25 protein-coding genes and 3 pseudogenes are annotated in these 24,301 nt (G+C 61.2%); 12 read left to right on the forward strand and 16 right to left on the reverse strand.

Features of this window, described 5'->3' with window-relative positions:
* Nucleotides 1-191 precede the first annotated feature (191 nt).
* The gene (locus ACVWVY_RS39720) at nucleotides 192-1,802 is read right to left on the reverse strand and encodes a GMC family oxidoreductase (RefSeq protein ID WP_456631482.1); all 1,611 of its coding nucleotides are present in this window, start codon (nucleotides 1,800-1,802) and stop codon (nucleotides 192-194) included.
* 855 nt (nucleotides 1,803-2,657) lie between these two features.
* Here ACVWVY_RS39720 and ACVWVY_RS39725 point away from each other — a divergent pair.
* The 10 genes and pseudogenes from ACVWVY_RS39725 to ACVWVY_RS39770 all read left to right on the forward strand — a co-directional run bounded on the left by ACVWVY_RS39725 (nucleotide 2,658) and on the right by ACVWVY_RS39770 (nucleotide 9,197).
* Nucleotides 2,658-3,698 (forward strand): hypothetical protein, encoded by a 1,041-nt coding sequence (locus ACVWVY_RS39725; protein ID WP_456631483.1) that lies wholly within the window; start codon nucleotides 2,658-2,660, stop codon nucleotides 3,696-3,698.
* 122 nt (nucleotides 3,699-3,820) lie between these two features.
* Nucleotides 3,821-4,054, forward strand: a pseudogene (locus tag ACVWVY_RS39730) (NmrA family transcriptional regulator); the annotation flags it as partial.
* A gap of 203 nt (nucleotides 4,055-4,257) precedes the next feature.
* Nucleotides 4,258-4,401 (forward strand): hypothetical protein, encoded by a 144-nt coding sequence (locus tag ACVWVY_RS39735; protein ID WP_456631484.1) that lies wholly within the window; start codon nucleotides 4,258-4,260, stop codon nucleotides 4,399-4,401.
* A gap of 60 nt (nucleotides 4,402-4,461) precedes the next feature.
* Nucleotides 4,462-5,007, forward strand: coding sequence for a DUF1993 domain-containing protein (locus ACVWVY_RS39740; RefSeq protein WP_456631485.1), 546 nt, complete (start codon nucleotides 4,462-4,464; stop codon nucleotides 5,005-5,007).
* Between the two features lie 70 nt (nucleotides 5,008-5,077).
* Nucleotides 5,078-5,494, forward strand: a complete 417-nt coding sequence (locus ACVWVY_RS39745; RefSeq protein WP_456631486.1) for a hypothetical protein — start codon at nucleotides 5,078-5,080, stop codon at nucleotides 5,492-5,494.
* A gap of 448 nt (nucleotides 5,495-5,942) precedes the next feature.
* Nucleotides 5,943-6,344 carry an SPW repeat domain-containing protein gene (locus ACVWVY_RS39750; RefSeq protein ID WP_456631487.1) on the forward strand — a complete coding sequence of 134 codons (402 nt, stop codon included), beginning with the start codon at nucleotides 5,943-5,945 and terminating at the stop codon, nucleotides 6,342-6,344.
* A 401-nt stretch (nucleotides 6,345-6,745) separates the two neighbouring features.
* Nucleotides 6,746-7,165, forward strand: coding sequence for a cupin domain-containing protein (locus ACVWVY_RS39755; RefSeq protein WP_456631488.1), 420 nt, complete (start codon nucleotides 6,746-6,748; stop codon nucleotides 7,163-7,165).
* A 164-nt stretch (nucleotides 7,166-7,329) separates the two neighbouring features.
* Nucleotides 7,330-7,488, forward strand: coding sequence for an AraC family transcriptional regulator (locus ACVWVY_RS39760; RefSeq protein ID WP_456631489.1), 159 nt, complete (start codon nucleotides 7,330-7,332; stop codon nucleotides 7,486-7,488).
* 447 nt (nucleotides 7,489-7,935) lie between these two features.
* Nucleotides 7,936-8,367: a hypothetical protein gene (locus ACVWVY_RS39765; protein ID WP_456631490.1), complete on the forward strand. Its 432-nt coding sequence runs from the start codon at nucleotides 7,936-7,938 to the stop codon at nucleotides 8,365-8,367.
* Entirely contained in the window at nucleotides 8,364-9,197 is an 834-nt protein-coding gene (locus ACVWVY_RS39770; protein ID WP_456631491.1) for a haloacid dehalogenase type II, read from the forward strand. The genes ACVWVY_RS39765 and ACVWVY_RS39770 overlap by 4 nt, the downstream gene beginning before the upstream one ends.
* A 56-nt stretch (nucleotides 9,198-9,253) precedes the next feature.
* Here ACVWVY_RS39770 and ACVWVY_RS39775 read toward each other — a convergent pair.
* Together ACVWVY_RS39775 and ACVWVY_RS39780 are read right to left on the reverse strand one after the other, a co-directional pair.
* Nucleotides 9,254-9,373, reverse strand: a pseudogene (locus ACVWVY_RS39775) (DUF2274 domain-containing protein); the annotation flags it as partial.
* Nucleotides 9,374-9,379: 6 nt separating this feature from the next.
* Nucleotides 9,380-9,463 (reverse strand): annotated as a pseudogene (locus tag ACVWVY_RS39780) (TrbI/VirB10 family protein); the annotation flags it as partial.
* Between the two features lie 500 nt (nucleotides 9,464-9,963).
* Here ACVWVY_RS39780 and ACVWVY_RS39785 point away from each other — a divergent pair.
* The gene (locus ACVWVY_RS39785) at nucleotides 9,964-10,920 is read left to right on the forward strand and encodes a LysR substrate-binding domain-containing protein (RefSeq protein WP_456631492.1); all 957 of its coding nucleotides are present in this window, start codon (nucleotides 9,964-9,966) and stop codon (nucleotides 10,918-10,920) included.
* On the opposite strand, the gene ACVWVY_RS39790 is transcribed toward ACVWVY_RS39785, so the two are convergent.
* From ACVWVY_RS39790 to ACVWVY_RS39850, 13 genes are all read right to left on the reverse strand, one after another.
* Nucleotides 10,896-11,135, reverse strand: coding sequence for a DUF2274 domain-containing protein (locus tag ACVWVY_RS39790; protein ID WP_456631493.1), 240 nt, complete (start codon nucleotides 11,133-11,135; stop codon nucleotides 10,896-10,898). The two genes, ACVWVY_RS39785 and ACVWVY_RS39790, sit on opposite strands and share 25 nt — an antisense overlap.
* A gap of 7 nt (nucleotides 11,136-11,142) precedes the next feature.
* Entirely contained in the window at nucleotides 11,143-12,273 is a 1,131-nt protein-coding gene (locus ACVWVY_RS39795) for a TrbI/VirB10 family protein (protein WP_456632442.1), read from the reverse strand.
* A gap of 62 nt (nucleotides 12,274-12,335) precedes the next feature.
* Nucleotides 12,336-13,271, reverse strand: a complete 936-nt coding sequence (gene trbG, locus ACVWVY_RS39800; RefSeq protein WP_456632443.1) for a P-type conjugative transfer protein TrbG — start codon at nucleotides 13,269-13,271, stop codon at nucleotides 12,336-12,338.
* 44 nt (nucleotides 13,272-13,315) lie between these two features.
* Nucleotides 13,316-13,999 (reverse strand): conjugal transfer protein TrbF, encoded by a 684-nt coding sequence (gene trbF, locus ACVWVY_RS39805; protein WP_456631494.1) that lies wholly within the window; start codon nucleotides 13,997-13,999, stop codon nucleotides 13,316-13,318.
* Nucleotides 13,999-15,252, reverse strand: coding sequence for a P-type conjugative transfer protein TrbL (gene trbL, locus ACVWVY_RS39810; protein ID WP_456631495.1), 1,254 nt, complete (start codon nucleotides 15,250-15,252; stop codon nucleotides 13,999-14,001). Before trbL ends, trbF begins: the two co-directional genes overlap by 1 nt.
* A 4-nt stretch (nucleotides 15,253-15,256) precedes the next feature.
* Complete coding sequence (gene trbK-alt, locus ACVWVY_RS39815; protein ID WP_456631496.1) at nucleotides 15,257-15,643, reverse strand: putative entry exclusion protein TrbK-alt; 387 nt, start codon at nucleotides 15,641-15,643, stop codon at nucleotides 15,257-15,259.
* The gene (trbJ, locus tag ACVWVY_RS39820; RefSeq protein WP_456631497.1) at nucleotides 15,640-16,377 is read right to left on the reverse strand and encodes a P-type conjugative transfer protein TrbJ; all 738 of its coding nucleotides are present in this window, start codon (nucleotides 16,375-16,377) and stop codon (nucleotides 15,640-15,642) included. The genes trbK-alt and trbJ overlap by 4 nt, the downstream gene beginning before the upstream one ends.
* Nucleotides 16,374-18,815, reverse strand: coding sequence for a conjugal transfer protein TrbE (trbE, locus tag ACVWVY_RS39825; RefSeq protein ID WP_456631498.1), 2,442 nt, complete (start codon nucleotides 18,813-18,815; stop codon nucleotides 16,374-16,376). Before trbE ends, trbJ begins: the two co-directional genes overlap by 4 nt.
* Before the next feature lie 7 nt (nucleotides 18,816-18,822).
* Entirely contained in the window at nucleotides 18,823-19,086 is a 264-nt protein-coding gene (locus tag ACVWVY_RS39830) for a VirB3 family type IV secretion system protein (RefSeq protein WP_456631499.1), read from the reverse strand.
* Complete coding sequence (locus tag ACVWVY_RS39835) at nucleotides 19,086-19,409, reverse strand: TrbC/VirB2 family protein (protein ID WP_456631500.1); 324 nt, start codon at nucleotides 19,407-19,409, stop codon at nucleotides 19,086-19,088. The genes ACVWVY_RS39830 and ACVWVY_RS39835 overlap by 1 nt, the downstream gene beginning before the upstream one ends.
* Nucleotides 19,406-20,326 carry a P-type conjugative transfer ATPase TrbB gene (trbB, locus tag ACVWVY_RS39840; protein ID WP_456631501.1) on the reverse strand — a complete coding sequence of 307 codons (921 nt, stop codon included), beginning with the start codon at nucleotides 20,324-20,326 and terminating at the stop codon, nucleotides 19,406-19,408. The genes ACVWVY_RS39835 and trbB overlap by 4 nt, the downstream gene beginning before the upstream one ends.
* 181 nt (nucleotides 20,327-20,507) lie before the next feature.
* On the reverse strand, nucleotides 20,508-20,942 hold the full coding sequence (locus ACVWVY_RS39845; RefSeq protein WP_456631502.1) for a CopG family transcriptional regulator: 435 nt from the start codon (nucleotides 20,940-20,942) through the stop codon (nucleotides 20,508-20,510).
* Nucleotides 20,943-20,951: 9 nt separating this feature from the next.
* Nucleotides 20,952-22,955 (reverse strand): conjugal transfer protein TraG, encoded by a 2,004-nt coding sequence (locus tag ACVWVY_RS39850; RefSeq protein ID WP_456631503.1) that lies wholly within the window; start codon nucleotides 22,953-22,955, stop codon nucleotides 20,952-20,954.
* A gap of 462 nt (nucleotides 22,956-23,417) precedes the next feature.
* Between ACVWVY_RS39850 and ACVWVY_RS39855 the strand changes: the two genes are divergently transcribed.
* A complete protein-coding gene (locus tag ACVWVY_RS39855; RefSeq protein WP_456631504.1) occupies nucleotides 23,418-24,293 on the forward strand; it encodes a tyrosine-type recombinase/integrase in 876 nt (291 codons plus the stop codon).
* The last annotated feature ends 8 nt before the right edge of the window (nucleotides 24,294-24,301 follow it).

The following is a 24,301-nucleotide window of genomic DNA, read 5'->3' on the forward strand; positions in this document are numbered from 1 at the left end:
ACCAACCGCGATCGAGCCGGGTCGCCGGAGCCGGACACTCCGTTTTGTCAGTCGCACTCACTTCCGTCTCCCCAAGGACCTAGAATGCTGCAATTGAATTGGACAGCTCGACACTGTTTCATCAGCCGGTCTCGATACAGGCAGCATCATTGTTTCGCACCGCTGTTCCAACGCGGACCTCGGACTTGATTTCAATAGCTCTGCTCAGTAGGCCGCTTCAGATCCTCGACCAGCATCGCCGTGGCGTGGCGCGCGAGCGCCTGGGTCGGGGCGTTGGTATTGCCGCTGGTGATATTCGGCATGATCGAGGCGTCGATCACCCGGAGGGCGTCGACCCCGCGGACCCTGAGCCTTGCATCGACCACCGCTCGCGTATCTTGGCCCATCCGGCACGTGCCGACCGGGTGAAACATCGTCGTCACGGCACGCTTCACCCATTCGCCGATCTCGGCGTCCGACTGGATGCGCGGGCCGGGCTCGATCTCCTCCTCGATCACCGGCGCCAGCGACTCTTGCGCCATGACCTTGCGGATCGCGCGCACCGATTCCACCGCGGCCATCAGGTCTTCTTCCTCACCCATGAAGTTCGGGTTGATGAGGGGCATCGACGTCGGGTCGCTGTCGGCCAACCGCACCCAGCCGCGGCTCTTGGGCTGAAGCACGACGAGCTCGAAGGTGATGCCAGAGCGGTCGCCCGTCGGGCTGATTCCATTGGCCGCGATGATAGGCACGTGATAGCATTGGATCGTGGGTTCGGCGGTGAAGTCGGACGGATTCCAGTGGGAAACCGTCTCGATGCCGTTGCCCGACGCCGGGCCATCCTTGGTGGCGAAATAGCGCAGGCCCGCCTTCACGCTGCCGAGGCCCTGCGCGGCTGCCTGATAGCCGAGATCGCCCTTTACGTAGGCACGGACCGGCACGATCGCGTGGTCGTGGAGATTTTCGCCTACCTCCGGAGAATCGACGATCACCGCGATGCCGTGTTGGCGAAGCTGCTCGGCCGGCCCGATGCCCGAGTGCATGAGGATCTTCGGGCTATGGACGCTGCCGGCGGACAGCACAACCTCGCCGGCCGTGATCCTCTTCACGCCCTTGTCCATGAGCTCGACGCCAACGGCCCGCTTGTTCTCGACGAGGATGCGAACGACGGTCTTGCCGGTGAGAAGGGTCACGCGGCCCGAGGCGAGGTGCGGACGCAGATAAGCATCGACCGCGCTGCACCGCCGCTGATTTCCGACCGTAGACTGCACCGGTGAGACGCCGATCTGGCTCTTGCCGTTATAGTCGGGATTAAAGGGAATCCCATATTCCTGGAAGGCCTTGAGGCAGTATTGGTTCAGCTTGTTGATGCCCTTGGGCTGCTGGACCGCCAGGCCACCATCGATGCCGTGAAATTCGTCGTGGAACGTGTCGTTGTCTTCCTGCGCCATGAAGACGGGAAGCAGGTCTTCATAGGACCATTTGCCGGTGTCGCCGATCGCGTCCTGCCACGCGGCGTAGTCGCGCATTTGACCACGGACGTAGGCCATCGCGTTGATCGAGGAGCCGCCGCCGAGCACCTTGCCTGAGCGATATGCTCGCTTGGTGCCGTGCTGGGGAACCGTCTCGTATTTCCAGACATGCCGGTCGTGGGCCAGTATTTTGGCGAAGCCGGCAGGAATGTGGATGAACGGATCGCGATCGGTGTCGCCCGCTTCGATCAGCGCGATCGAAGCATCAGTGTGTACGGCGAGATAACTCGCAACGACGCAGCCGGCCGCGCCCGCGCCAGCAATGACAATGTCGTAGGCTTCTTGGGACATCAGTCTTCCTCATCCGTGCCATTTGTCAGTCAACAGCCGTAGCTAGCGCAGCGCCATCGCGGTGCCGGATGCTGAGATTAATTGGACAACTTTTGGAAAATGACTTTGCAATGCCGGCGAGGGAAATCACCTCTCGCCATGGAGTCCATAAGCGATCGTTATTGCCGCGCCGCCGCGCGGCGTGATGCCATAGCGAGGAATGCCACGATCCGCATGGCACGCGAAGCCGACGTTTTTGTTCTGCAAAGACTTCTAAGTTGCGTTCAGTCGCTGGAATCGGCGATCAATGCCGTCGCGGCTTGCACAACTGGTGCCGCGAAATTCGCGCAGTGAGGCCCGAAAGATGTTCGTACATGGCGCACGAGAACGACAAGAAGCGCGCGGGCACTGTGGGCATCGATGATCCGCATGAATAATTCAAACGCATTTTCATGACCTAGCCCTCTTGGACGAATTGGTCATTTTGCGCGCCAACGCATTCGAAGATCACTCAGGAGTTGACCAGACTCTGCGGAAGCTTCGGCTGAAGCAACCCCGTTGCCTTGGCACAGATCAGAGCATTCACTAGCTCAACGACAACGGTGATCGCCGAAATGAGACTTCTCGTGTATTATCTTTGCAAGCGAGAGTGGCATTTTTCGGCCACCGGCCGGGAAATAGAACGAAAATAGAGAAGCGATGAACGACTCTGCCTTCTTTTTCGTGAACGTTCTTTGACAAAGTGTGAGTTTATGTGGTCATCGAAACAATAAAGAATCGATGCACGGCCGCAAGCCAATACGCGAAGGCAAGTTTTCAAACCTGTCTTGGAGGTCGTCTCGTACACCGGTTTCTTTGTTGTGGCTTTATAGGTCTATGATGGAAGCATTCCTTCGCCCGCAGAACCGCACAAGGTTTCTTGTGAAGCGCTTTGACTATTTGGCTCTGATTCCCGCAGCGGCGGCGATTTGCTATCCATTTCTGCTCAATGCTTTTCATGCCATCGTCGGCACGCAGGCCTTAAGCCCGCCACCGCTCGCTATCGCCAGCGCGACCTTCATCCTGGTCGTTGCGTTCGTCGTGCCGTTTCTTGGGATCGCTCTGGCTTGTCGTCCCACGTCCAATCCCGGTTCAAGACGCCTCGCCTATGCCAGCGTGGCGTCGCCAACGCTCTATGTCTTTCTCGGCGTTGTCCAGATCTTGATCAAGAGCCCTATTCCCGACGAGGTCGTCTGGTGCGCGATTTGGCTCGCAATCGCGATCTGGTCGCAGTCTGCCCGAGATCCGGTCGCTGCAGCTGTGCCTGCAGTTGGGGGTTGGCGGGTTGTCCACGGGGTAACGGCCGCGGTCCTGTCCCTATATGTGGTGTTTCATCTCACCAATCATCTGTTCGGCTTGATAGGGCCGGATACGCATGCAGCCGTTATGAAGATCGGACGCCTGGTTTATCGCTCCGCCATAGGTGAACCGTTGTTGCTGGCGGCCATGCTTTTCCAGATCGGCACCGGCCTCTTTCTGGCATGGCGTTGGAGCGCCGCAGCGCACGACTTCCAGCGGACCTATCAGGTCGCTTCGGGAGCCTATCTCTCAGTGTACATTCTCGGCCACATGAACTCGGTCTTCGTCTACGCGCGAAGCTTCCTCGGCATACCGACAGATTGGAACTTCGCGATCGGAGCCCCGACTGGGCTCGTTCATGACGCATGGAATATCCGGCTGCTGCCTCACTACGCCCTCGGCGCCTTCTTCGTCCTGAGCCACCTTGCTTCAGGGCTGAGAGTGGTGCTGATCGCGCACGGTGTCGATCAACGCAATGCCGATCGCCTTTGGGGTGTCTGCGTCGGGATGAGCGCCATCGTCGCGGCCGCGATCATCGCGGGAATGTCCGGCGTCAGGATCGGTGCATTGGCTTCGTGACTTGCGAACGTGATTATCGCGGTCGCATACGCCGTTCTGCGCAAGGCGCGCGGGAATCCCCGACCTGGGTGGCGCGCGGTCTGAGAATTTTCTTTCTTGGTTTCCTGTCGGACGATCCCGCAATGAAAATCGTCGTGATCGGCGGCACCGGCCTGATTGGCTCGAAAAGCGTCGCCATTCTGCGTCAGGGCGGCCACGAGGTGATCGCTGCTTCACCGAAGGTCGGCGTCAGTACGATTACCGCAGATGGGCTGAAAGAAGCCCTGGCGGGCGCCCACGTGGTGATTGACCTCTCCGATTCGCTGTCATTTGACCTCAAGGCGGTGTTGTACGGCGCACTCCTCGACGGCCGATCGAAGAGGACGGGCTGCCGACGCGCACCGCGCTTTTGGACGACCATACCCCACGCTTATCGAATGCATGTCCAAAGGGAATTTCAAATTTCGTCCGCTCCATCTGATCCTGAAGTCCACTGGGCTGGGCGAACACGCGCCCGCCTCGACATCGATTGAAGCCATTGCGCCGAGTCGCCGTGCCGCGCGCGGGCAAGGGAGACCCCATGAAATTATCGAGGACCGTCGGCCTGGTTGTCGCCGTCTCGCTGGTCGCCGGCACCGTGGCGGCGATCGCTCAGATCAGCGGAGCGGCTCCGGCCGACCCGACCGCGAACGTGGTGGACGCCGCCGGGAAGGACTTATTGTAACTATTCGTTTTGATTATCGACCTGTCGGGTCCGACCGACTTTCAGACTACAAACGAGCGCATGGAGTTCGGCGTGTCCTTCTCGGTCTATTACATCACAGTCCCTGTCATGGTGCATGGACTGAACGTAATGGACGACTATCTCGACCACGCCCGGGCACTCGAACGGACCAAGGCGTTTGAGCCTGGGAGGATTCTTGGCGAGCGGCTCGCGCCCGACATGCTCACTTTCGGAGAACAGTTCTCCGTAAGCTGCAACAAGGTCGAGGCGCACATGGCGAAGTTGATGCAGCACGATCCGCCAGCACCCAGTAACACCCCGATGATGTATCCGGCGTTGAAGGGACGGCTCCTTGAGACTCGCAGTTTCCTGAAAAACGTGCAGCCGGACGAGATTTCCGGCGCGCAGTCCCACACTTACGAGCTGACGCCGCCTATCGTGCGCGGGTGGTTCGGCGGCGACGACTACATCCGGCACCTGGTGCTGCCCGACTTCTTCTTCCACATCTCGATTGCGCACGCGATCCTCCGGCACCTTGGAGCGAAGATCGGGAAGCGTGATTACCTCGGCAACCTCACTCAGCAAAGCGGCGGTGACTACTCGTGAGAGGCGGGCGCGGTGCTCGGCACGGGCCGAGGCCTTCAAGACAGGAAAGCAAGTTTAGAGGATGCCGATAGTGAGCGAGTTGCGAGAGGTCATTGGCGCGCTGCAAGGCGAAGTTGAATTCGAGGCTGCGGTAAGAGAGTTGGGAGCCGCGGGGGTTGACCAAGCTCGCATAAGCTTCCTGGCGCAGGAGGAGATCCCAGCGTCCCGTGCGGGCGCCATCGGCTGCGACATCAAGCAGCTGCCCCGCGTCGAGATCGGCTTGAGCGACGACCGGCAGCAGGTCCGCACGCTTGCGACCTCGCTCGCGGTCACTGTCGCGTCGTTCGCCGGCGCCGGTGCCGTGTCGACAGGCAAGTTTGTGTGCGACGGCAACAAGATCAGGGGCATCTCAACCCAGGCACGATCTATGCTGAGTTGGAGGGCAAGTGCGCCGGTGACGCGATCTCGTTCAACGGAAGGGGAGCTCGTGATCGAGGAGGTCGCCTGACAGCTGCGACACCAAAGGTCGAAAGCTGCCCCTCGGCATAACGCACGGCGACCGTCGCGAACCTGTGTGGGGTGCTCAGGAATGAAGCGGATGACGTATGGCACGGTCCGGGCGATCTTCCCAAGCCTTTCCTGACCTCGACAGCCAGACACTGAAGCATCGTCGCCTCGTGCGCCTGAAGTTCACTCCGCTCTTGGACTGGCGGTCGACGCTCAACGCCGCACTAACCCGCTTCCATGGCGCCGGGCGAGTGGAATGAAAACAATAACGAACGGGCATTTCTAATGGTTGGCGTATCGGCATAGCCTTTCTTGCGTCGAACCGGGCTGACCCGTGGCGGTTGTACCGAGTGCTTGCCAGCATAGGGCGGCGTGATCGTCCTCTTGGGTGGATTCACTCTCCGCGTCGCGAGGACCCGCTCGAGCAACCAAGCACGTAGGAGTCACCGATGTCGTTCCGCTTCATCACCAAGTCTATCCATGCCTACCTAATCGATTATCCCGTCGCGATCGTCTTGATCGCAGCGCCATTTGTGCTGAAGCTCGGCCAGAGCGGAGCGGTCGCGATGTGGCTTTCGGTTGTTGTCGGTGTCGCGGCTCTACTCTTGCCCGCTCTGACCGACCATCCCACCGGACTCGTGCGCATCATTCCCTACTGGTTGCACCTTCGGGTCGATCGCGCCGTCGGGGTGGCGTTTGTCATCGCCCCGTTTGTCTTCAAATTCTTCGGACTCGACGCCTGGTACTACTGGGTCCTCGCTGCCGCTGTCCTGCTCACGACGTCCGTCTTTAACGCGCCCGAGGAGCCAGTCGCGACGCTTTCGGGATTAGGCAGGCGGACAGCGGGTTGAAGGCGGCGACGGCGCGTCGAGGGTCGAGACGTTGCCGATGTTCGTCCGTGAGGACTCGGGGGGGGGCGAGCAGTTCTGCCTTGTCGTGGATTATCGTTGCCTTTTGCGCCGCGGCGATTGTCTCGCCCCGCATCCAGGCGGAAGATCCGGCCCATATCCCGGCGCAGCTCGGCCCGCAGGAGGGCGATCCTCAGCTGTTCTCGGGATTCCACATGGCAATGGCTGTCGCGCGGTCGCGTGCGTTCTCGCCAAGCTCCCGGTGTTTATTGTCGAGCCGGGGCCCCCACGTCGACTTCATCCCGCGAGACTGACCCCTCCGGTGTCCGCAATCATCAGGCCGGCGAGGCCGGGAGGAAACAATGAAGAACGAAGACCAACCTTTAGGCTGAAGGAGAGAGCCCATGAAGATCCGAGCAATCATCGCCGCCACCTGCGCCGCCCTCGCCTTCTCGATGGCCGGCCCCATCTACGCCCATGATAGCGAAGCGCAAACCGTCACGAAGAACTTCGAGGCGGCCATTCCTAATATCCCTGGCAAGTCGCTGATCGCCGTGGAAGTCGATTACGCGCCCGGCGCGGCCTCCGGGCCTCACACCCACGCGAAGTCAGCTTTCATCTACGCCAATGTGATTTCGGGCGCGATCGAGTCGAAGGTGAATGACGGCGAGACGCGCATCTATCGGGCAGGCGAGAGCTGGTCCGAACCGCCGGGCGCTGTCCATTTGATCAGCCGCAACGCGAGCAAGACCGAGCCGGCAAAGCTGCTCGCTGTCTTCGTCCTCGACACCAATGACGACCCGCTGACCACGCCCATCAAATAAGCCTTCAGACAGATTGAAAAGAACGAGCATCCTCAAGGAGGTAACGATGGACAAGAACATCCTCAAAGAGACAATGCTTTCGCTTAAGGGGGCGCGTTTGGTGAATCGCCGATCTCCGTCCTGAGACGTCTTCGCATGCGTCTGGCCTGCTGGCGGCCAATGCATTGTCCATCGAGCAAGTTGCACTTCATGCCGGGTATCAGAGCCGCAGCAGCTTCACTCGACTCCGGAAGCACTACGGGACCGCCCCTTCAAACTATCGGTCAGAGGCGAACCGCGTCTCTCGTTGCGTATCAGATCGAAGAGGACGGCGCCCCGAGTGATTAGGGCCCTGACAAGAACAATGCGCAGATTCACGCTACTTTGGACGAACTGTGAACACGGGGTCAGAACAAGATTTGCTCAAAATCGATGGGTTGGAAGGCTCTCGCTCCGCCGGTGCTAGGTTGGCATCAGTTAGGATGGACAAACCGGGAGCTGTTCAAATGGAAGAGATTTCTACTCGAGCGCTTGCTCTGACCTCCTGCTCGGGGGTCGTTGGCGTCTGCAAGCTTTAGACGCGGGCGCCGGAGAGAATGAAAACGATAACGATCCGACATTTCTAACGGCGCGCAGACCGGAATACCCTCCTCATACACCTCATCGATACTTGGTGGCAGCACGGGTGGTCCATCGTTCACAACGCGGTCGATCCGCCGCTCGTGTGCGCAGCCCCTACTCTCGATGTCCGAAGAACTCGATCGAGCAGCCCAGCATGCAGGAGTTACGCTTTGCCCTGTCGCTTCGTCACAAAATCTATCCACACCTATCTAATCGACTATCCTATTGCCATCGTCTTGATGGTCGCGCCATTCCTGTTGAAGCTAAGCAAGAGCAGTCCTGTCGCGCAGTGGCTTTCGGTGGTGACCCGCGTAACGGCACTGCTGCTGCCGGCTCTCACGGACCACGCGACGGGGCTTGTCCGGGTCATCCATTACTGGCTGCATCTCTGGGTGGAGCGCGCATTGGGTGTGGTCTCCATCACTGCCCCCTCCGCCTTCCATTTCACTGGGCTCGACGCTTCGTACCACTGGATTCTCGCTGCTACGGTCTTGCTGACGACCACAGTTCTCAACGCGCCCGAAGTGAGCGCCGCCCAGCGCGCGCGGACTGCCAGTGAGGAGTGGTTCAATTTTAGCGAGTGGAAAGGAGCAAACCCATGACCGACGACGTTCGATTCTCGGTGCTGCGACGCAAGCTACTTGCAGGCCTCGGAGCTGCCGCAATTGGCGGCGTGACGGCGAGTGCTGTCGGGCGGGCTGCACCCGCAGGCGCTCAAGAAAGCAAGAGCGGCGCTGTGGTGCCGTCGATCCTTGCATTCGCCGTCAATGATTCGCTGCTCAACATCCGGCACTTGGCGCCGCTGTTTGAACGGCTATTCGGCGACGGGAAGTCGGTGAACGAATGGTATACGCAGCTGATCCTCTACTCGGAAGCAATAACCCTGGCAGGTGGGCCTTACACGCCATTCTTTAATTTATCGGAGGCCGTGCTGAAATCGATGGGCTCGATTTACGGGGTCTCGATTCATCAGGCCGATATCGTAGAGCTGGGAAAGCGAGCCGCCACGATGCCCGCGCACCCCGACGTGCCGGCCGGCCTGAAGCAATTGAAGGACGCCGGTTTCCGGCTTGTTACGCTTTCGAACTCGCCGGAGGGCGTCCAGATCGCACAGCTAGGGCACGCCGGCATCGATGGTTACTTTGAAAGATTGCTGAGTGTTGATCTCGTGCGTCGATATAAGCCGGCGCCGCAGGTGTATCACATGGCCGCGGAGGAGCTATATGCATCGACGGCCGAGATTTGCATGGTGTCGACCCATGTGTGGGATACTCTCGGGGCGCAGAACGTTGGTTGTCCAGCAGCGCTTATTGCCAGACCCGGCAATGCGCCGCCGCCCAAGCTGGCGGTGCTTGGCTGGCCGGCGGCGCCGGTAGCTGTCGGGTCAGATCTTCCGAGCGTGGCTGCGCAGCTGATTAAACTCTGGCGTTGACAGCGTTCGGACCGACACAGAACCCTGCCGATCGCTCTATCACTCACTGAGCGACCACTCTCAACCTTTAAGAGTTGGGCATAGGCCCTTAGATCTCGATCGAAATCTGCCGGCAGCACGAGAGTGATTTTGACCGGCTTCTCGTCTAAAACCGATTCGATCTTAAGCTTGGTCATACCTGATCATCCTTTGTAGGGCTCGAGCACGAGATCTCGGTTGACTATTACGCGAACCGGATATCTCGGACGGATCGTCAGCGTCGGTTGACCAATCGGTAGTGTGTCCCAAATTGCAGCGGATATTGCTGCCTCGATTGAGACACAGGGCGTTATGACCGGCGAAATCGCCGCCAATGTCGGACAGGCTGCCATCGGTACCGCTGAAGTCGCCGCCAACATTAGCGACGTGAGTGAAGGATCTGTTCAGACGGGCTCGGCGTCGACACAAGTTTTGCAATCCGCCAATCACACTCCAACGAGAGCGCCCATCTGAAAGCGGCCGTCGCGAAGTTTCTTGTCACCGTCCGCGCTGCTTGAGTTGTAGAGAACGCATCATGGAATCGGACCGAATGGAAGGCGCTGGCGATCACAGCTAGTGAGTGCGGCCGCGCGCAGCTTGTTCGCGTTCCCGGCTAGACCTAGGTCCAGAAACTGGCATCGCTGTGGCGAACGGCAACGCCCAATAATGAACACAACCGGCCGATGAAATCACCCGATTCTAAATATCTGATCGATGCTCCTGCCTTCTCAGAGCATCATGGTCGCGAATGGCCGACGAACAAGACCACAGATATTTGTCTCTCCGCAATCAATCTTCAACGATCCCCCTTCAATACCTCCGATATGCGGTTGTTTCCGCGGAGTATGGAAGCTTCCGGCGGGCCGCTGAAGTGTTGTTGACACAGCAATCTACGCTGAGCCGTTGCGTTCACCAGCTCGAGGAATCGATAGGCGTGATTGTGTTCGAGCGATCGAGCGGCGGCGTCTGCGCCACATCGGCTGGCCGGGATTTTCTCCGGGCGGCGCGGTCGATTCTCGAACAAATGGATGCGCTGGTTACGTCAGCCAAGTCCAACGGACGCGGCGAGGCTGGCCGGCTGTCTGTGGGATTTTTTACATCGCTGTCGGCCGGCAATTTACGGGCGACGTTGGTAGATTTCAGGCAGCGGTGCCCGCAGGTCGCACTTGGCATGGTCGAAAGGTCGCGAATGCGCCTCGTCACCGCCTTACGCAATGGCGCTATCGACGTTGTCATCGCGACCGACGGGGGACACGTCTTTGACAGCAACGCCTTGCCGCTGTGGAGCGAGCGCGTCCTGGTGGCTTTGCCTGAGGGGCATCAACTGGCCGCTAAGAAGGCGATCTACTGGACCGACCTACGGAATGAAACAGTCCTTCTCAGCCAATATGATCCGGGTCGAGAACTTGAGGACCTCTTGTTGGCGAAGCTCATCTCGACAGCAGACCGCCCCAAGATCGAACGCCATGACGTTAGTAGAGGTATCATCAAGACCCTCATAACCATAGGATTCGGCGTCAGCCTGGTGGCCGAATCCGACATCGGCGTCGCTTTCGCCGGCCTGACTTATCGAGAGGTGCGAGACGGGATGGGACCGAGCCAAGTTCACTATTCAGCGCACTGGCGCAAGGATAATGACAATCCCGCTCTGGCGAACTTCCTCAAACTGTTGAGCGAACGCTATCCCCTGCCTTGCGCTGGCTGACCCTTGCGCCGTGCCTTCGCAAAGGCTCGATCGGTTGCCATGAACCGCGCTAGCATTGGTGCAACTAGCTTTCCCGGATCCGAGATCGATTGTCCGGTTTCACGGGCAAGCACGACGGCGTAGGCCGCGAGGTCGCGATGGACGTCGGCCGGCAGCTCTACGGTGAGCTTGACCGGCTTGTCATCGGCAATGGTGCCGAGTTTCAGCTTCGCCATGTATCTTTCAGCCTCTGTATGGTTCGAGCACGAGGTCGCGATTGACGATTACCCGCACCGGAAAACCCGGTCGGATGGTCAGGGTCGGCTGGATGTTGAGATTGCGCCGAACGACCTGTTGGCCGGTTTGGTTCAGGGAATCCCCTGCCCCACGGCGAAGCGCCTGTAGAATGGCGCTGTTTCCGTTGCCGGCATCCGAGCCGGATCCGAGTTCGGCTCCGACACCAAGCAAGGTCGACAGCAGCGCCGCCCTGAACAGCTCGCCCCCGTGATGATCAACCTCGTCCTGAAGCCCAGCATACCCGCCGGTATCGGCACCGGGCTGCCGCTCAAGGACGATCGATCGGCCGTTCGGCATGATCAGGCGTGTCCAGACGAGGAGGACGCGCGACTGTCCAAAGGTAACCTGGCTGTCGTAGATTCCGACTAGCCGCGCACCCTGGGGCACCAGCAGCCAGCGACCGGTCGGCGTGTCAAAAATGTTCTCGGTCACGTGCGCAGTGATCTGCCCTGGTAGATCAGAACGAATACCGGTGATGAGGGCCGCAGAAATTATAGACCCAGCCTGCACCACGAAGGGTGACGCCGGCTTCGTCACACGATCAGGGCTCGTGGTGCGGCGATCGACCGAGGCATTGACGAAGGCAAGCTTGCGATCCTGTCCATTTTGGGTAAACGCCTCATCGGATGATGGCGCAGCATTTGCGGTCGTTTCGGCAGGAATCCCTGCCGCCTGTGATCCCACGTTCGTTGATGCAAAAACCTTGCTGGTGCGCGCGGCCTCGCTTTCCTGGCTCATCCGCTGTTGTTCGGGATCCACTGCAAGCGGTCCAAACCGGGCTTGGGCCGCCACAATGGGGCGACCGAGATCGCCCGGCAATGGCGGCCCGAGGCGCGGGGCGTCGCGGGGGATACCCGCATAGTCGCGCGGCAGCCCGGCAAGACCGTCGGCCACATTGTGGTGATCGGTGCTGTAGAGTTCTTCGGAAGCTGGACCACGCGTGCGATTTTGCTGCAGGGCCCACAGCACGGCTCCGGCGATGAGAACGAGCGCGAGTGCCGCGCCGCCGGCCAAGACCTTTCGCGACAGGCGTGTGACCGGCGGACGTTCTGGACGCAGGCGCAGTGAGCCGGCTATCTCCTCAGCGCTTTTCGGCGACGGAGAACCAGTACCACCAGCGCCGGCGGTTTGGTTATCAGTCACGACGGCCTCCCGTCACTTCTGATGATTCGGACCCTTTGCTGGGATTCGCCGCCAAGCCGCAGTTCGGCCGCGGCAAACAACCGATCGACGATCAGCACGTTCCGATAGGCTCGGTAATTGACGATCTCAGGCTTGCCGTCCTGACCGACGGCGAACAGCGGTGGCATCTCTCCCTGGACGATGCCAGGCGAGAACTCGATATAGACTTTGCGGCCATCGTCATAGGCGCCGACCGGCCGCCAGGGCGGATCGTCACCCTCGATGGTGTAGCGATAGCGCCGCTGGGAAGAGTCGGGTAGGACTGGCGCCGGCGGAACAGCTCGGGCACGACCGGGCCGGTCCTCGGGATAGAACCATGCCACCGAGGGCATGTAAGGCTTTTCACGCGAGCGCAGCTCGATGAGATAGGTGCGCCGGTCGGTATTGACCACGAGGTTGGTCTCAATCGAAGGCCGCGTCGGCTTGACCATGATGTGGACGCGTCTGGTATCGCCACTTCCGCTTTCGGTGTCGCCGACGACCCATCGCACGGTGTCGCCAGCCGAAACCGGCCCCGACCCCGTGAGCTGCTCACCGGGCTCGAGTGCGATATCGGTGATCTGCCCGGGGCTTGCGTAGATCTGATAGAGGGCACCGGGACTAAACGGAAAGACCTGCACCGCGTTGAAGTAGCCGCCCTTTCGCGGTTCGACGCGTGCGGCATCATTGGCGGTCTCGATCCGGGTGACGGGTTCGTTGGCTTCTGCTGCGCTCTTCTTGCCTCCCTTCGCTGCCGTCCAGGACGGCGGGACGTGCAGGGATCGTGGACGATCCTCCACTAGCGATGGCGGACTGGAAAGTGGCGGGACATCGTCGTCGTAGCTGATCTGCGGCGGCTTGAAGGTGGTACAGCCACTGATTGCCGATAGGCAAACAAGCAAGATCGGGCCCATTACCTTGATCAAACTCGGGCTGGCGACTCCAGGAATCTGCATCCTCACTGCCCAAGCTCCTTCGACCAGTTGATGGCGTTGACATAGACCCCGAGCGGGTTCTTGCGCAGGCGATCGGCATCGCGCGGGGTTTCGATCACGATGGTGAGGATGGCGGTCCAGCGCTCGGTGGCGGCAAGCTGGCCGTTGTCGTAGCGTCGCTCGACCCAGGCGACGCGAAAACTCTCCGGCGAAGCACGGATCACACTGGATATTTCGACAGCGATCTGCAGCTTGCCGAGTTTGGCAAAGGGGTCGTTGACGCGGGCGTAGTCGTTAAGGGCCGCGGCGCCGCGGTCGGTCGTAAAGTCGTAGGCGCGCAGCCAGTCCTGCCGCAGCACGATGGCATCAGCCGGCAGCCCACGCACGTTTTCGATGAAGCGTGCCAAATGAAAGGCAATTTGCGGATCGGCCGGCTGATAGAAGGGATTGGCTGGGCCGACCGCCTGTGCCTGGCCGAGACGATCGACCTCAACGACCCAGGGCGTAATGCTTCCCTGTGTGGATTGCCAGACGAGACCGGATGCGAGTCCTGTCGACAGGATGAGAGATCCGAACGCCATCAGCCGCCAGTTTCTCGCCTGCACGCGCGCCGAGCCGATGCGTTCGTCCCAGACTTGCCCCGCTTTCTGATAGGGCGTTACGGGCGCAGACGTGCGGCCATAATGAACGGATGGTCGTTTGAACATCACGGCTTTCCTTCAGAGAGATCGACGGAGGCGCCTCCGCCACCATGGTCGGCCGAGCGCACGGCGTTGGTAGCGGCCGAAGCCCCACGGCTCATGGTCTGCATGCGCTTCATCCGTCTGGTCCAACCCGACTGAGTATCCGGCGGTGAGGAACTTGCTGGTACCTGGCCGGCACCATCTTCACCGGCCGCAGCGCCGCCGGCTGATGCCGAACTGTTGCCGGGACTTGCCGCGGCGCGACGAAGCGGGCTCGTCGCGGCGGACGCGCCGCCATCCGCGACGCCGGACAGACCACCCGCCCGAAACGCGCCGCTCGCGCTACCTGCCAGCGCCGCCGTGCCGCGTGCGGCGTCGGCGAGTGCACCGGTGACGCCGGCCGCAAGACCTGCTCCGGCCACCACGACACCACCGGCCGCTAACCCCGTACCAATAGCAGCGCCAGCGCCGAGCTGCGGACCGCCGGAGACAATGCCGTTGGCGATGCCGGGCCCAAAGATACCCAGGCCCAGCAGCGCCAATGCCGCGAGCACCAGGGCCATGGCATCTTCTATGGTGAGCTGCGCATTTCCCGGGCCCGGGGTAAACTGCGAGAACAGCGTCGAGCCGATGCCGACTATCACGCCGAGCACCATGACCTTGACGCCTGACGAGATGACGTTGCCGAGTACGCGCTCCGCGGCGAAGGCCGTCTTGCCGAACAGGCCGAAGGGGATCAGGACGAAGCCCGCGAGCGTCGTCAGCTTGAATTCAATCAGGGTGACGAAGAGCTGGATCGCCAGGATGAAGAAGGCGAGCAACACGATCACCCATGCGAGCAGCAGCACTGCGATCTGGACGAAATTCTCAAAGAAGCTGACATAGCCCATCAAGCCCGAGATCGAATCTAGAATTGGCCGCCCCGCGTCGACACCGACCTGCGCGATCCGTCCCGGGCGCAGGAAATCCGCTGACGACAGCGCAGTGCCCGATGCCTTGAGGCCAAGACCGGCAAAGCTCTCGAAAACGATTCGGGCAAGGTTGTTCCAGTTACCGATCAGATAGGCGAACACGCCGACAAACAGCGTCTTCTTCACAAGGCGAGCGATGATGTCCTCGTCGGTGCCCCAGGCCCAGAACAGGGCGGCCAGCGTGACATCGATCGCGGCGAGCGTGGTCGCGAGGAATGCGACTTCGTTACCAAGCAGCCCAAAGCCAGAGTCGATATAGCGGGTAAAGGTTTCCAGAAATCGATCGATGACGCCGGTACCACCCATCGGGTTACTCGCTCTTCGGGGTGGCAAGGGGCGGCCGAGCTCCGAGAACGCGTCCGGGATCTTTGTGCGGCGCTGACGAAGGCGGCGGAGCATTTGGTTGGGCATTGATGAAGGGAGCGGCTGGCGCTTTCCTTTGTCCGAGGAAGCGACGGCGATTCTCTGCCCAAACGCGACGGCATTCCTGGAGCTCTGCCGCCTGCTCGGAGGAGACCGTCCGGCAGCGTTCGAGCTCGGCAGCAGCCGGATCGGTCGCTTGGGTTAGCGACGATCCTACTGCGACACCGCCGCCATCGCCGCGAAGCTGAATTGCGCAAGCTGCGACGAAGAAGGCTGGAACGATGATTGCCGTGGCCACGACGAGCAGCTGCTTGCTTCCTTTGGGCCCGCTCATCGGTGAAACATCTGCACGCTTGAGGGTTGGTAGCCACGCCCGGGTGCGAGAAAGCGACGAAGCTGTTCCCTCCCCTGGTCCTGTGCGGCGACGCGCTGGGCAGTTTCGAGATTTTGTGCCCGTCCCTGCGCAGCAATCGCTGCGGTCAAGTCGGCGAGTTGCTGCGCCTGCAAGCCAAGAATTTGATTACCGGCCTGACTGGCCTGCAGCGCCCCGGTTGCGCCCTGACTTGAACTGATGAGGGCCGACATCTGCGTGCGGTTAGTGTCAAGGTTGCCGACCACGGTCGCCTGAACGCGCAAAGCATCCTGCAAGCCTGCTATAGAATTCTGCCAGCGTGTTTTCGCATTTGCGATCAGCGCCTGATCTGATCCGCTCGTTGAAGCCGGCGCATAGGTCGTCGAGAAGGCCTGATCGATCTGCTTGATGTCGTAGGCAATGCGCTGCGCCTGGGCGAGAAGCTGTTGGGTTCGCTGGATCGACCGCTCGAGTTGCTGCAACGAGGAATACGGCAGGCTGGCAAGATTCCTGGCCTGGTTGATCAACATCTGGGTTTGATTCTGCAGCGAGGTGATCTGGTTGTTGATCTGTTGCAGCTCCCGCGCGGCCGTGAGCACGTTTTGCGCGTAATTGCTGGGATCGAACACGGTCAGTTGGGCCGAGGTGGGCGAAACCGCACTTACGATGGCAATGGCGACGGCGGTCCTCGCCGCGAGGTAACGGAGACGCTTCATGACAAACCTTCCTGGATTCTGAGACCGGGAATGAGATCGGCAGCCCAACTCAGCCCACGCGCGGCGAGCCAGCCCATGACAAAGTCCTCGCGGCCATGTTCGGCGAGAACGCGCTCGATCATTGTCTGATCGGCCTTTGAGGAAGCCGCGGTGAAGGCGAGCGCGAATTCATCAAGACCCAGCTCGAACAGGCGATTGCCGCGCCGGGACTGGCAGTAGTAATCGCGCTTGGGCGTGGCGCGCGCCAGGATCTCGATCTGCCGGTCATTGAGACCGAAGCGCCGATAGATAGCCGTGATCTGCGGCTCGATCGCCCGCTCGTTCGGAAGGAACAGCCGCGTCGGGCAGCACTCGATGATGGCAGGCGCAATGTCGGAGCCGTCGATATCCGAGAGCGACTGGGTGGCGAAGATGACGGAGGCATTCTTCTTCCGCAGCGTCTTCAGCCATTCGCGAATCTGGCCGGCAAACCCTTCGTCATCGAGTGCGAGCCAACCTTCGTCGATGATAAGTAGCGTCGGCCTCCCGTCGAGCTGACCTTCGATACGGTGAAAGAGATAGGCGAGCACGGCCGGTGCGGCACCGGTCCCGATCAATCCCTCGGTTTCAAAGACCTGGACCGAAGTTGTTCCAAGCCGTTCAACCTCCGCATCAAGCAACCGTCCAAAAGGACCGCCAAGGCAGTAGGGTTGAAGGGCCCTTTTCAGGCTCTGGGACTGCAGCAGCACGGAAAGACCGGTCAGCGTGCGTTCGCCGATAGGAGCCGACGCCAACGAAGACAGCGCCGACCAAAGATGGTCCTTGGCTTCAGGCGTGATGTCGATCTTCTCGCGGGCGAGAATGGCTACGATCCATTCCGCCGCCCAGCCGCGCTCGGCCGCATCGTCGATCATGGCTAGCGGCTGCATGGCGACCGGTTCGGAGGCGCTTTCGGACAGCGCCCCGCCGAGATCGTGCCAATCGCCGTTCATGGCAAACGCCGCTGCCCGGATCGACCCGCCGAAGTCGAAGGCAAAGACCTGGGAGGTGGGATACCGGCGGAACTGCAGCGCCATCAGCGCGAGCAGTACGGATTTGCCCGCACCGGTCGGACCGACCACCAGCGTGTGTCCGACGTCCCCGACGTGGAGAGAAAAGCGGAACGGCGTTGATCCTTCCGTCCGCGCGAAGAACAGCGGCGGCGCACCGAGATGAGCGTCTCTCGCCGGCCCTGCCCAAACCGCGGACAGCGGTATCATATGGGCGATGTTCAGGGTTGAAACCGGGGGCTGGCGGACGTTGGCATAGACATGGCCGGGCAATGAGCCCAGCCAAGCATCGACTGCGTTGACGGTTTCCACCATGCAGGTGAAGTCGCGTCCCTGAATCACCTTCTCGACCAGGCGCAATCGTTCATCCGCGATGCGCGGATTCTCGTCCCAGACCGTGATCGTGGCGGTGACAAATGCCTCTCCGATCAGGTCGGAGCCGAGTTCCTGCAACGCGGCGTCGGCATCGATAGCCTTGTTGTGGGCATCGGTGTCGATGAGAGCCGAAGCCTCGTTGGTCATCACCTCCTTCAGGATCGCGGCGACGGATTTCCGCTTGGCGAACCATTGCCGCCTGATCTTCGTCAAAAGCTTGGTTGCGTCCCCCTTGTCGAGCATGATCGCCCGGGTCGACCAACGATAGGGGAAGGCAAGCCGATTGAGTTCGTCCAGGATGCCCGGCGTGGTCGCCGTCGGGAACCCGACGATCGTGAGTACACGCAGGTGTTGGCCGCCCAGCATCGGTTCGAGTCCGCCCGTCAGCGGCTGGTCAGCCAGCAGCGCATCGAGATACATGGGAATCTCGGGGACGCGGACGCGATGTATCTTGGTCGAGACGCAGGCATGCAGGTAGGTCAGGGTCTCGCCGTCATCGAGCCACCGGCACTCCGGCATGAACCCTTCGACCAGTTGCAGCACACGGTCGGTCCGGTCGACAAAGCCGCGCAACATCTCATGGGCGTCGGCAGCCTCACCGCGCTCCCGTCCCTCATAAAGCAGGCGCTCGGCACGCGCCGCATCCTCCGCCGGCGGCAGATACAGGAAGGTGAGGAAATAGGCTGACTCGTAATGGGCCCCTTCTTCCTCGAATTGAGCTCGGCGTTCGGCGTCGACCAGGGCCGATGCCACATCCGGGCAACTGCTCGGCGGATAGGCGTTCGAAGGATATCGCTGCGCCTCCACAAACACCGCCCAGCCGGACCCGAGGCGACGCAGTGCATTGTTGAGCCGGCCGGCAACCGCAACAAGTTCTGCTGGAACGGAGGAATCAAGATCGGGCCCGCGAAAGCGCGCGGTCCTCTGAAACGATCCGTCCTTGTTGAGGACGATGCCTTCGTCGACCAGTGCGGCCCACGGCAGGAAATCCGCAAGATGCGTGGTGGAACGGCGATATTCGGCGAGGTTCATCATCGGTTGCTCACACGTTCAGATGGGTGGGGATGCGCAGATGGCGTCTTGCTGTCTCGACAAAGAGCGGATCGCGCTTCGCGGCCCAGACGGCGGCGGCATGGCCGATGGCCCAGAGCACGAGGCCAGCGATCCAAAGCCGCAGACCGAGACCGAGCGCCGTGGCAACGGTGCCGTTGATGATGGCTACCGACCGCGGCGCGCCGCCGAGCAGGATCGGTTCGGTAAGAGCGCGGTGCACCGGAATTGCAAATCCTTCAACGGGCCCGTCCATCAGATCAGCACCCCCCCGCCGAACGAGAAGAATGCGAGGAAGAAGCTCGATGCCGCGAATGCAATCGACAGACCGAACACGATCTGGATCAGGCGTCGGAAACCGCCGGAAGTGTCGCCAAAGGCGAGCGTAAGTCCCGTCACGATAATGATGATCACGGCTAAAATCTTGGCGACTGGTCCTTCGACCGATTGCAGGATCTGGTTGAGCGGCTGCTCCCACGGCATGTTGGACCCCGCCGCATATGCTGCACGCGTTATCCCTCCAGAGCTGAGAGATACGGAAATGGCTGTTATTGCGCGTCTCAAGGTGACGCCTTTCATGATTGGTCTCCTGCTACTCGGATGAGGTAGTCACCGTCGGGCGTGAGGCCTTCGACGCGCGCGAGTTCTGCCAGCCGTCGGTCCGCTCCGCGGCCGGAGAGAACGGCAATCACATCGATGGTCTCCGCGATCAGCGCGCGCGGTACGGTGATGACCGCTTCCTGGATGAGTTGTTCGAGGCGGCGGAGAGCGCCTAGCGACGTGCCGGCATGAATGGTGCCGATGCCCCCGGGATGGCCGGTACCCCACGCCTTGAGGAGATCGAGCGCCTCGGCGCCACGTACCTCACCGATCGGAATCCGGTCGGGACGCAGCCGGAGCGAGGAGCGCACGAGGTCGGATAGCGAGGCGACGCCGTCCTTGGTGCGCAACGCCACGAGGTTTTCCGACTTGCATTGAAGCTCGCGAGTATCTTCGATCAGCACCACGCGGTCGGTCGTCTCGGCGACCTCGGCCAGGAGCGCATTCGCCAGCGTGGTCTTTCCAGTCGAGGTGCCGCCAGCCACGAGGATGTTTTGATGTTCTCGGACAGCGTTCCGTAGCCCTTCAGCCTGAGCGGCTGTGAGGATGCCGGCGGCGACATAGTCGTCGAGGGTGAAGACGGCCACCGCCGGCTTGCGAATGGCGAAGGCTGGAGCAGTGACCACGGGTGGCAGCAGCCCCTCAAAACGTTCTCCCGTCTCGGGCAACTCGGCCGTGACGCGCGGATTTGAGGGATGAACCTCAGCGCCGACGTGATGGGCAACGAGCCGCACGATGCGCTCGCCGTCGGCTGCAGCGAGACGCTCTCCGGTATCCGCCAGCCCTCCCGCCAACCGATCGACCCAGAGCCGGCCATCGGGATTGAGCATGACCTCGACGATCCCGGCGTCTTCGAGCCAGGCCGCTATCGCCGGTCCGAGCGCAGTACGCAACATGCGTGCACCACGGGATACCGCCTCGGACTGAAAGGAACGAACTGTCACGCTTACCCCCAAGGCCGCCGAGCCAAGGTGGCTCGCCCGATGGGGATCAGTAGAAAGAGCCGGTTGCGCACTCGCGCAACAAGCTCAGATCAAGTAACGTACGGTGGCGTAGCAAAAGAAGCAGACGGCGAAATCACTCACGGGGAACGGTTGGCGACGCTTGCGCCAATTCGATGTCCAGCGATATCTCCTGGGCCAAGGTCTGGCCCCTGGCCAGGCGGCGCCCCAGCGCTTCGACAAAACCCTCATAGCGTTCCCGGCCCTTGGTCTGTGCAGCCGGCTGCGCCGTGTCCGGCAACGGCGGTGTTGCCGTCAGCCAGAACCGCACGAACAACGCCAGCGCTTCATTTGAGATGGTGATGTGACGCTCCAGCCGCTCAACCTGCCGCGTCAGCCGGTCAAGACGACGGCCGAGCGCAGCTTCCATCCGCTCCGAATCATCTGGTGACAAGAATGACGCCAGCGCGGTTTCGACGACGAGCGCCTGAGGTACCCGCTTTCGGCTGGCGTGATCGGCAAGCCGCCTCGCAAGCTCCGGAGGCAAGCGAAACGTATGTTTGGTCCGCATCATCTCATCCTAGAGCTTAATACCATCGCCCGGGTCCATCGCGGTCTGGCGCGCTAGCCTGAGGACGTTCGTGCGCAGCGCGCGAGCGTGCACGGCGTCATCGTCGCCCTCGTCGTCGGTAAAGTCGAACTCCGGCGAAGGCGGTGAGGTTTTCGGTGCGAAATCTTCATGCTCTGGAAGCTCGGGCTCACGACGTATGCCAGAATTTGCGGGATCCTCGACGGCTTGTCGGAGGTCCGACAGGATTGCAGGCTTGGGCACATTTGTCTTTGGTAGGGCTCGCAACTGGCTCCAGTCGTCCGACGGACCGCCATCTTCGCGTCCATCGGTGCATGGTTCCGGTGGCGGCAGCACGCGCTCAGCCAGACGTAAATCCTCAAAATACCTCGCCTTCTTGGCACGGATGGGTGGCACGCCGGAAACCAGCACCAACTCGTCGTCATGTGGGAGCTGCATCACCTCACCCGGCGTGAGCAATGGCCGCGCCGTTTCCTGCCGCGAAACCATGAGGTGGCTGAGCCAGGGACTAAGCCGGTTGCCGGCATAGTTCTTCATGGCACGCAATTCGGTGGCCGTCCCAAGCGCGTCCGACACGCGCTTGGCGGTGCGTTCGTCGTTGGCAGCAAAGGACACGCGCACATGACAATTGTCGAGAATGGCGTTGTTCGGCCCGTAAGCCTTCTCGATCTGATTAAGGGATTGGGCAATGAGAAAACTCTTGAGACCGTAACCCGCCATGAAGGCAAGCGCGGACTCGAAGAAATCGAGCCGTCCCAACGCCGGAAATTCATCGAGCATGAACAGCAACCGATGCCGGCGACCCTTGGCCTGGAGATCCTCAGTGAGACGGCGGCCGATCTGGTTGAGAATCAACCGCACCAAGGGCTTGGTTCGACTGATGTCGGACGGAGGTACCACGAGATAGAGCGTGCTTGGCTGATCGTCCTCAACAAGATCGCGAATGCGCCAATCGCAGCGCCGTGTCACCTGGGCGACGACGGGGTCACGATAGAGGCCGAGAAAGGACATCGCGGTCGAGAGCACGCCTGATCGCTCGTTCTCACTCTTGTTCAGCAACTCCCTCGCTGCGGACGCGATCACCGGATGCGTTCCGGCTTCGCCGAGGTGCTGCGTCGTCATCATCGCGCGAAGCGTGGTCTCGATCGGGCGCTTCGGATCGGAAAGGAAACTGGCAACGCCAGCGAGCGTCTTGTCCTGTTCCGCATAAAGGACGTGAAGGATGGCGCCGACCAGCAAGGCGTGGCTGGTCTTCTCCCAGTGGTTCCGCCGTTCGAGCGACCCTTCGGGATCGACCAGCACGTCGGCCACGTTTTGGACGTCGCGAACCTCCCATTCCCCTCGCCTCACTTCCAAAAGGGGATTGTAGGCCGCACTCCGTGAATTGGTGGGATCAAACAACAATACCCGGCCGTGCCGACCACGAAAACCGGACGTCAGCGTCCAATTCTCTCCCTTGATGTCATGGACGATGCAGCTTCCCGGCCAGGTCAGGAGCGTCGGAACTACCAGTCCGACGCCCTTGCCGGATCGAGTAGGTGCGAAACACAGCACGTGCTCCGGTCCATTGTGACGTAGATAATGTTGCTGGAAACGGCCGAGTATCACGCCGTCCGCCCCGGCAAGCCCGGTAGCGCGAACCTCAAGCTGGTTCGCCCAGCGGGCCGAACCGTACGTCGCGGCGGTCTCCGCTTCCCTGGCCCGCCACACCGACATCGCAAATGCCACCATGATAGAGATAATTCCACCCGACGCTGCGATGCATGCCCCTTCGACGAACACGCGCGGTGCATAGGCATCGTAGACATACCACCACCAGAAGAAGGCCGGCGGAAGATAGACGGGAACGCCATGCGTGAGTTCAAACCACGGTTGGCCAAGCTGCGGCTGGTAGCCTAACCGCCACGCCGTCCATTGCGTCGCGGCCCACATCATGACGAGCACGACCGTCAAGACGACAAGGATTTGTCCCCAAAGGATTCTGGTCGCTGACATGCAACGAAAGATCAAATTACCCTTGTGGCCGAAGGCAACCTGCCGCAGCCAGTCAGCGCGTTCCCTAGCATTCCAGCGTACAATTCGGCTGGTCACAAGGTGGCAAAAAACGGGGCGACCAAGCCCGCCGGCCCGCTGCATTCCCATTGTGACTCTGCTGCCCTACAATGGAGCGTGACGACCCGGGCCTGATGCGTAGACAAAAGGGCAACCCCTGCACGCTGCGGCTTGGCTAGCGTACCCATAAACGCGGGGCGCGCCGCGTCGGGGATTATGTCCGCTTTGCTTCTAAAGCGACGCGTTTGGCGCTCAGCAGCGAAATCCCGCGAAGGGCCATAGGACTAAACCGCTCGCGCGGTAGGACGCTGCGGCGGGCGGCACAGCCAAGACGATAGCGCCACGGGGCGTCCTGTCTTGAGATCGAGGGGTTTCAACAACCTCACTCAAGACAGGAGCATCCCCATGACCGACGAGGCCATGAGCCCATTGCGGCGGCGCATGATCGAAGACATGACGATCCGCAAGTTCGCGCCGAAGACCCAACATGACTACGTGCAACGGGTCAAGAATTTCGCCGCGTTCCTCGGGCGATCACCCGATATGGCGAGCTTCGAGGACGTGCGGCGCTACCAGCTGCATCTGGCAGCGAGCGGCGTTGGCGTGCCGACGCTCAATCAGACCGTCTCGACGCTGCGGTTCTTTTTTAAGGTCACGCTCAGGCGCCACGAGATCGTCGAGCACACCCATGTCATTCACGAACCGCGCAAGCTGCCGGTGGTGCTCAGCGTGGAGGAAGTGGCAAGACTGCTCAATGCCGCGCCGGGGCTCAAGTACAGGGCGGCGCTGAGCGTGGCCTACGGCGCCGGCCTGCGCGCTACCGAGGTGATCTCGCTCAAGGTCTCCGACATCGACAGCAAGCGCATGATCATCCGCGTCGAGCAGGGCAAAGGCCGCAAGGACCGCTACGTGATGCTGTCGCCGCACCTGCTCGACCTGCTGCGGGCGTGGTGGAGGGCGGCGCGCCCGCAGGGCTGGCTATTCCCCGGCCGCAATCCGGCGCAGCCGATGACCACGCGCCAACTCAATCGCGCCTGTCACGCCGCGGCCCAGATGGCCGAGATCAGCAAATGCGTCTCGCTGCACACCTTGCGGCACAGCTTTGCCACCCACCTGCTTGAGCAGAACATCGACGTCCGCGTCATCCAGGTGCTGCTCGGTCATGCCAAGCTCGACACCACGGCGCTCTATACCCGCGTCGCCACCAAGACGATCAGCGAGGTCATGAGCCCGCTGGAGCACGTCGCGCTCAAGCTCAAGGAGATCCGGCCGCCCGGCTGACGCTGAGG

It is taken from the genome of Bradyrhizobium sp. URHC0002, assembly GCF_054059515.1.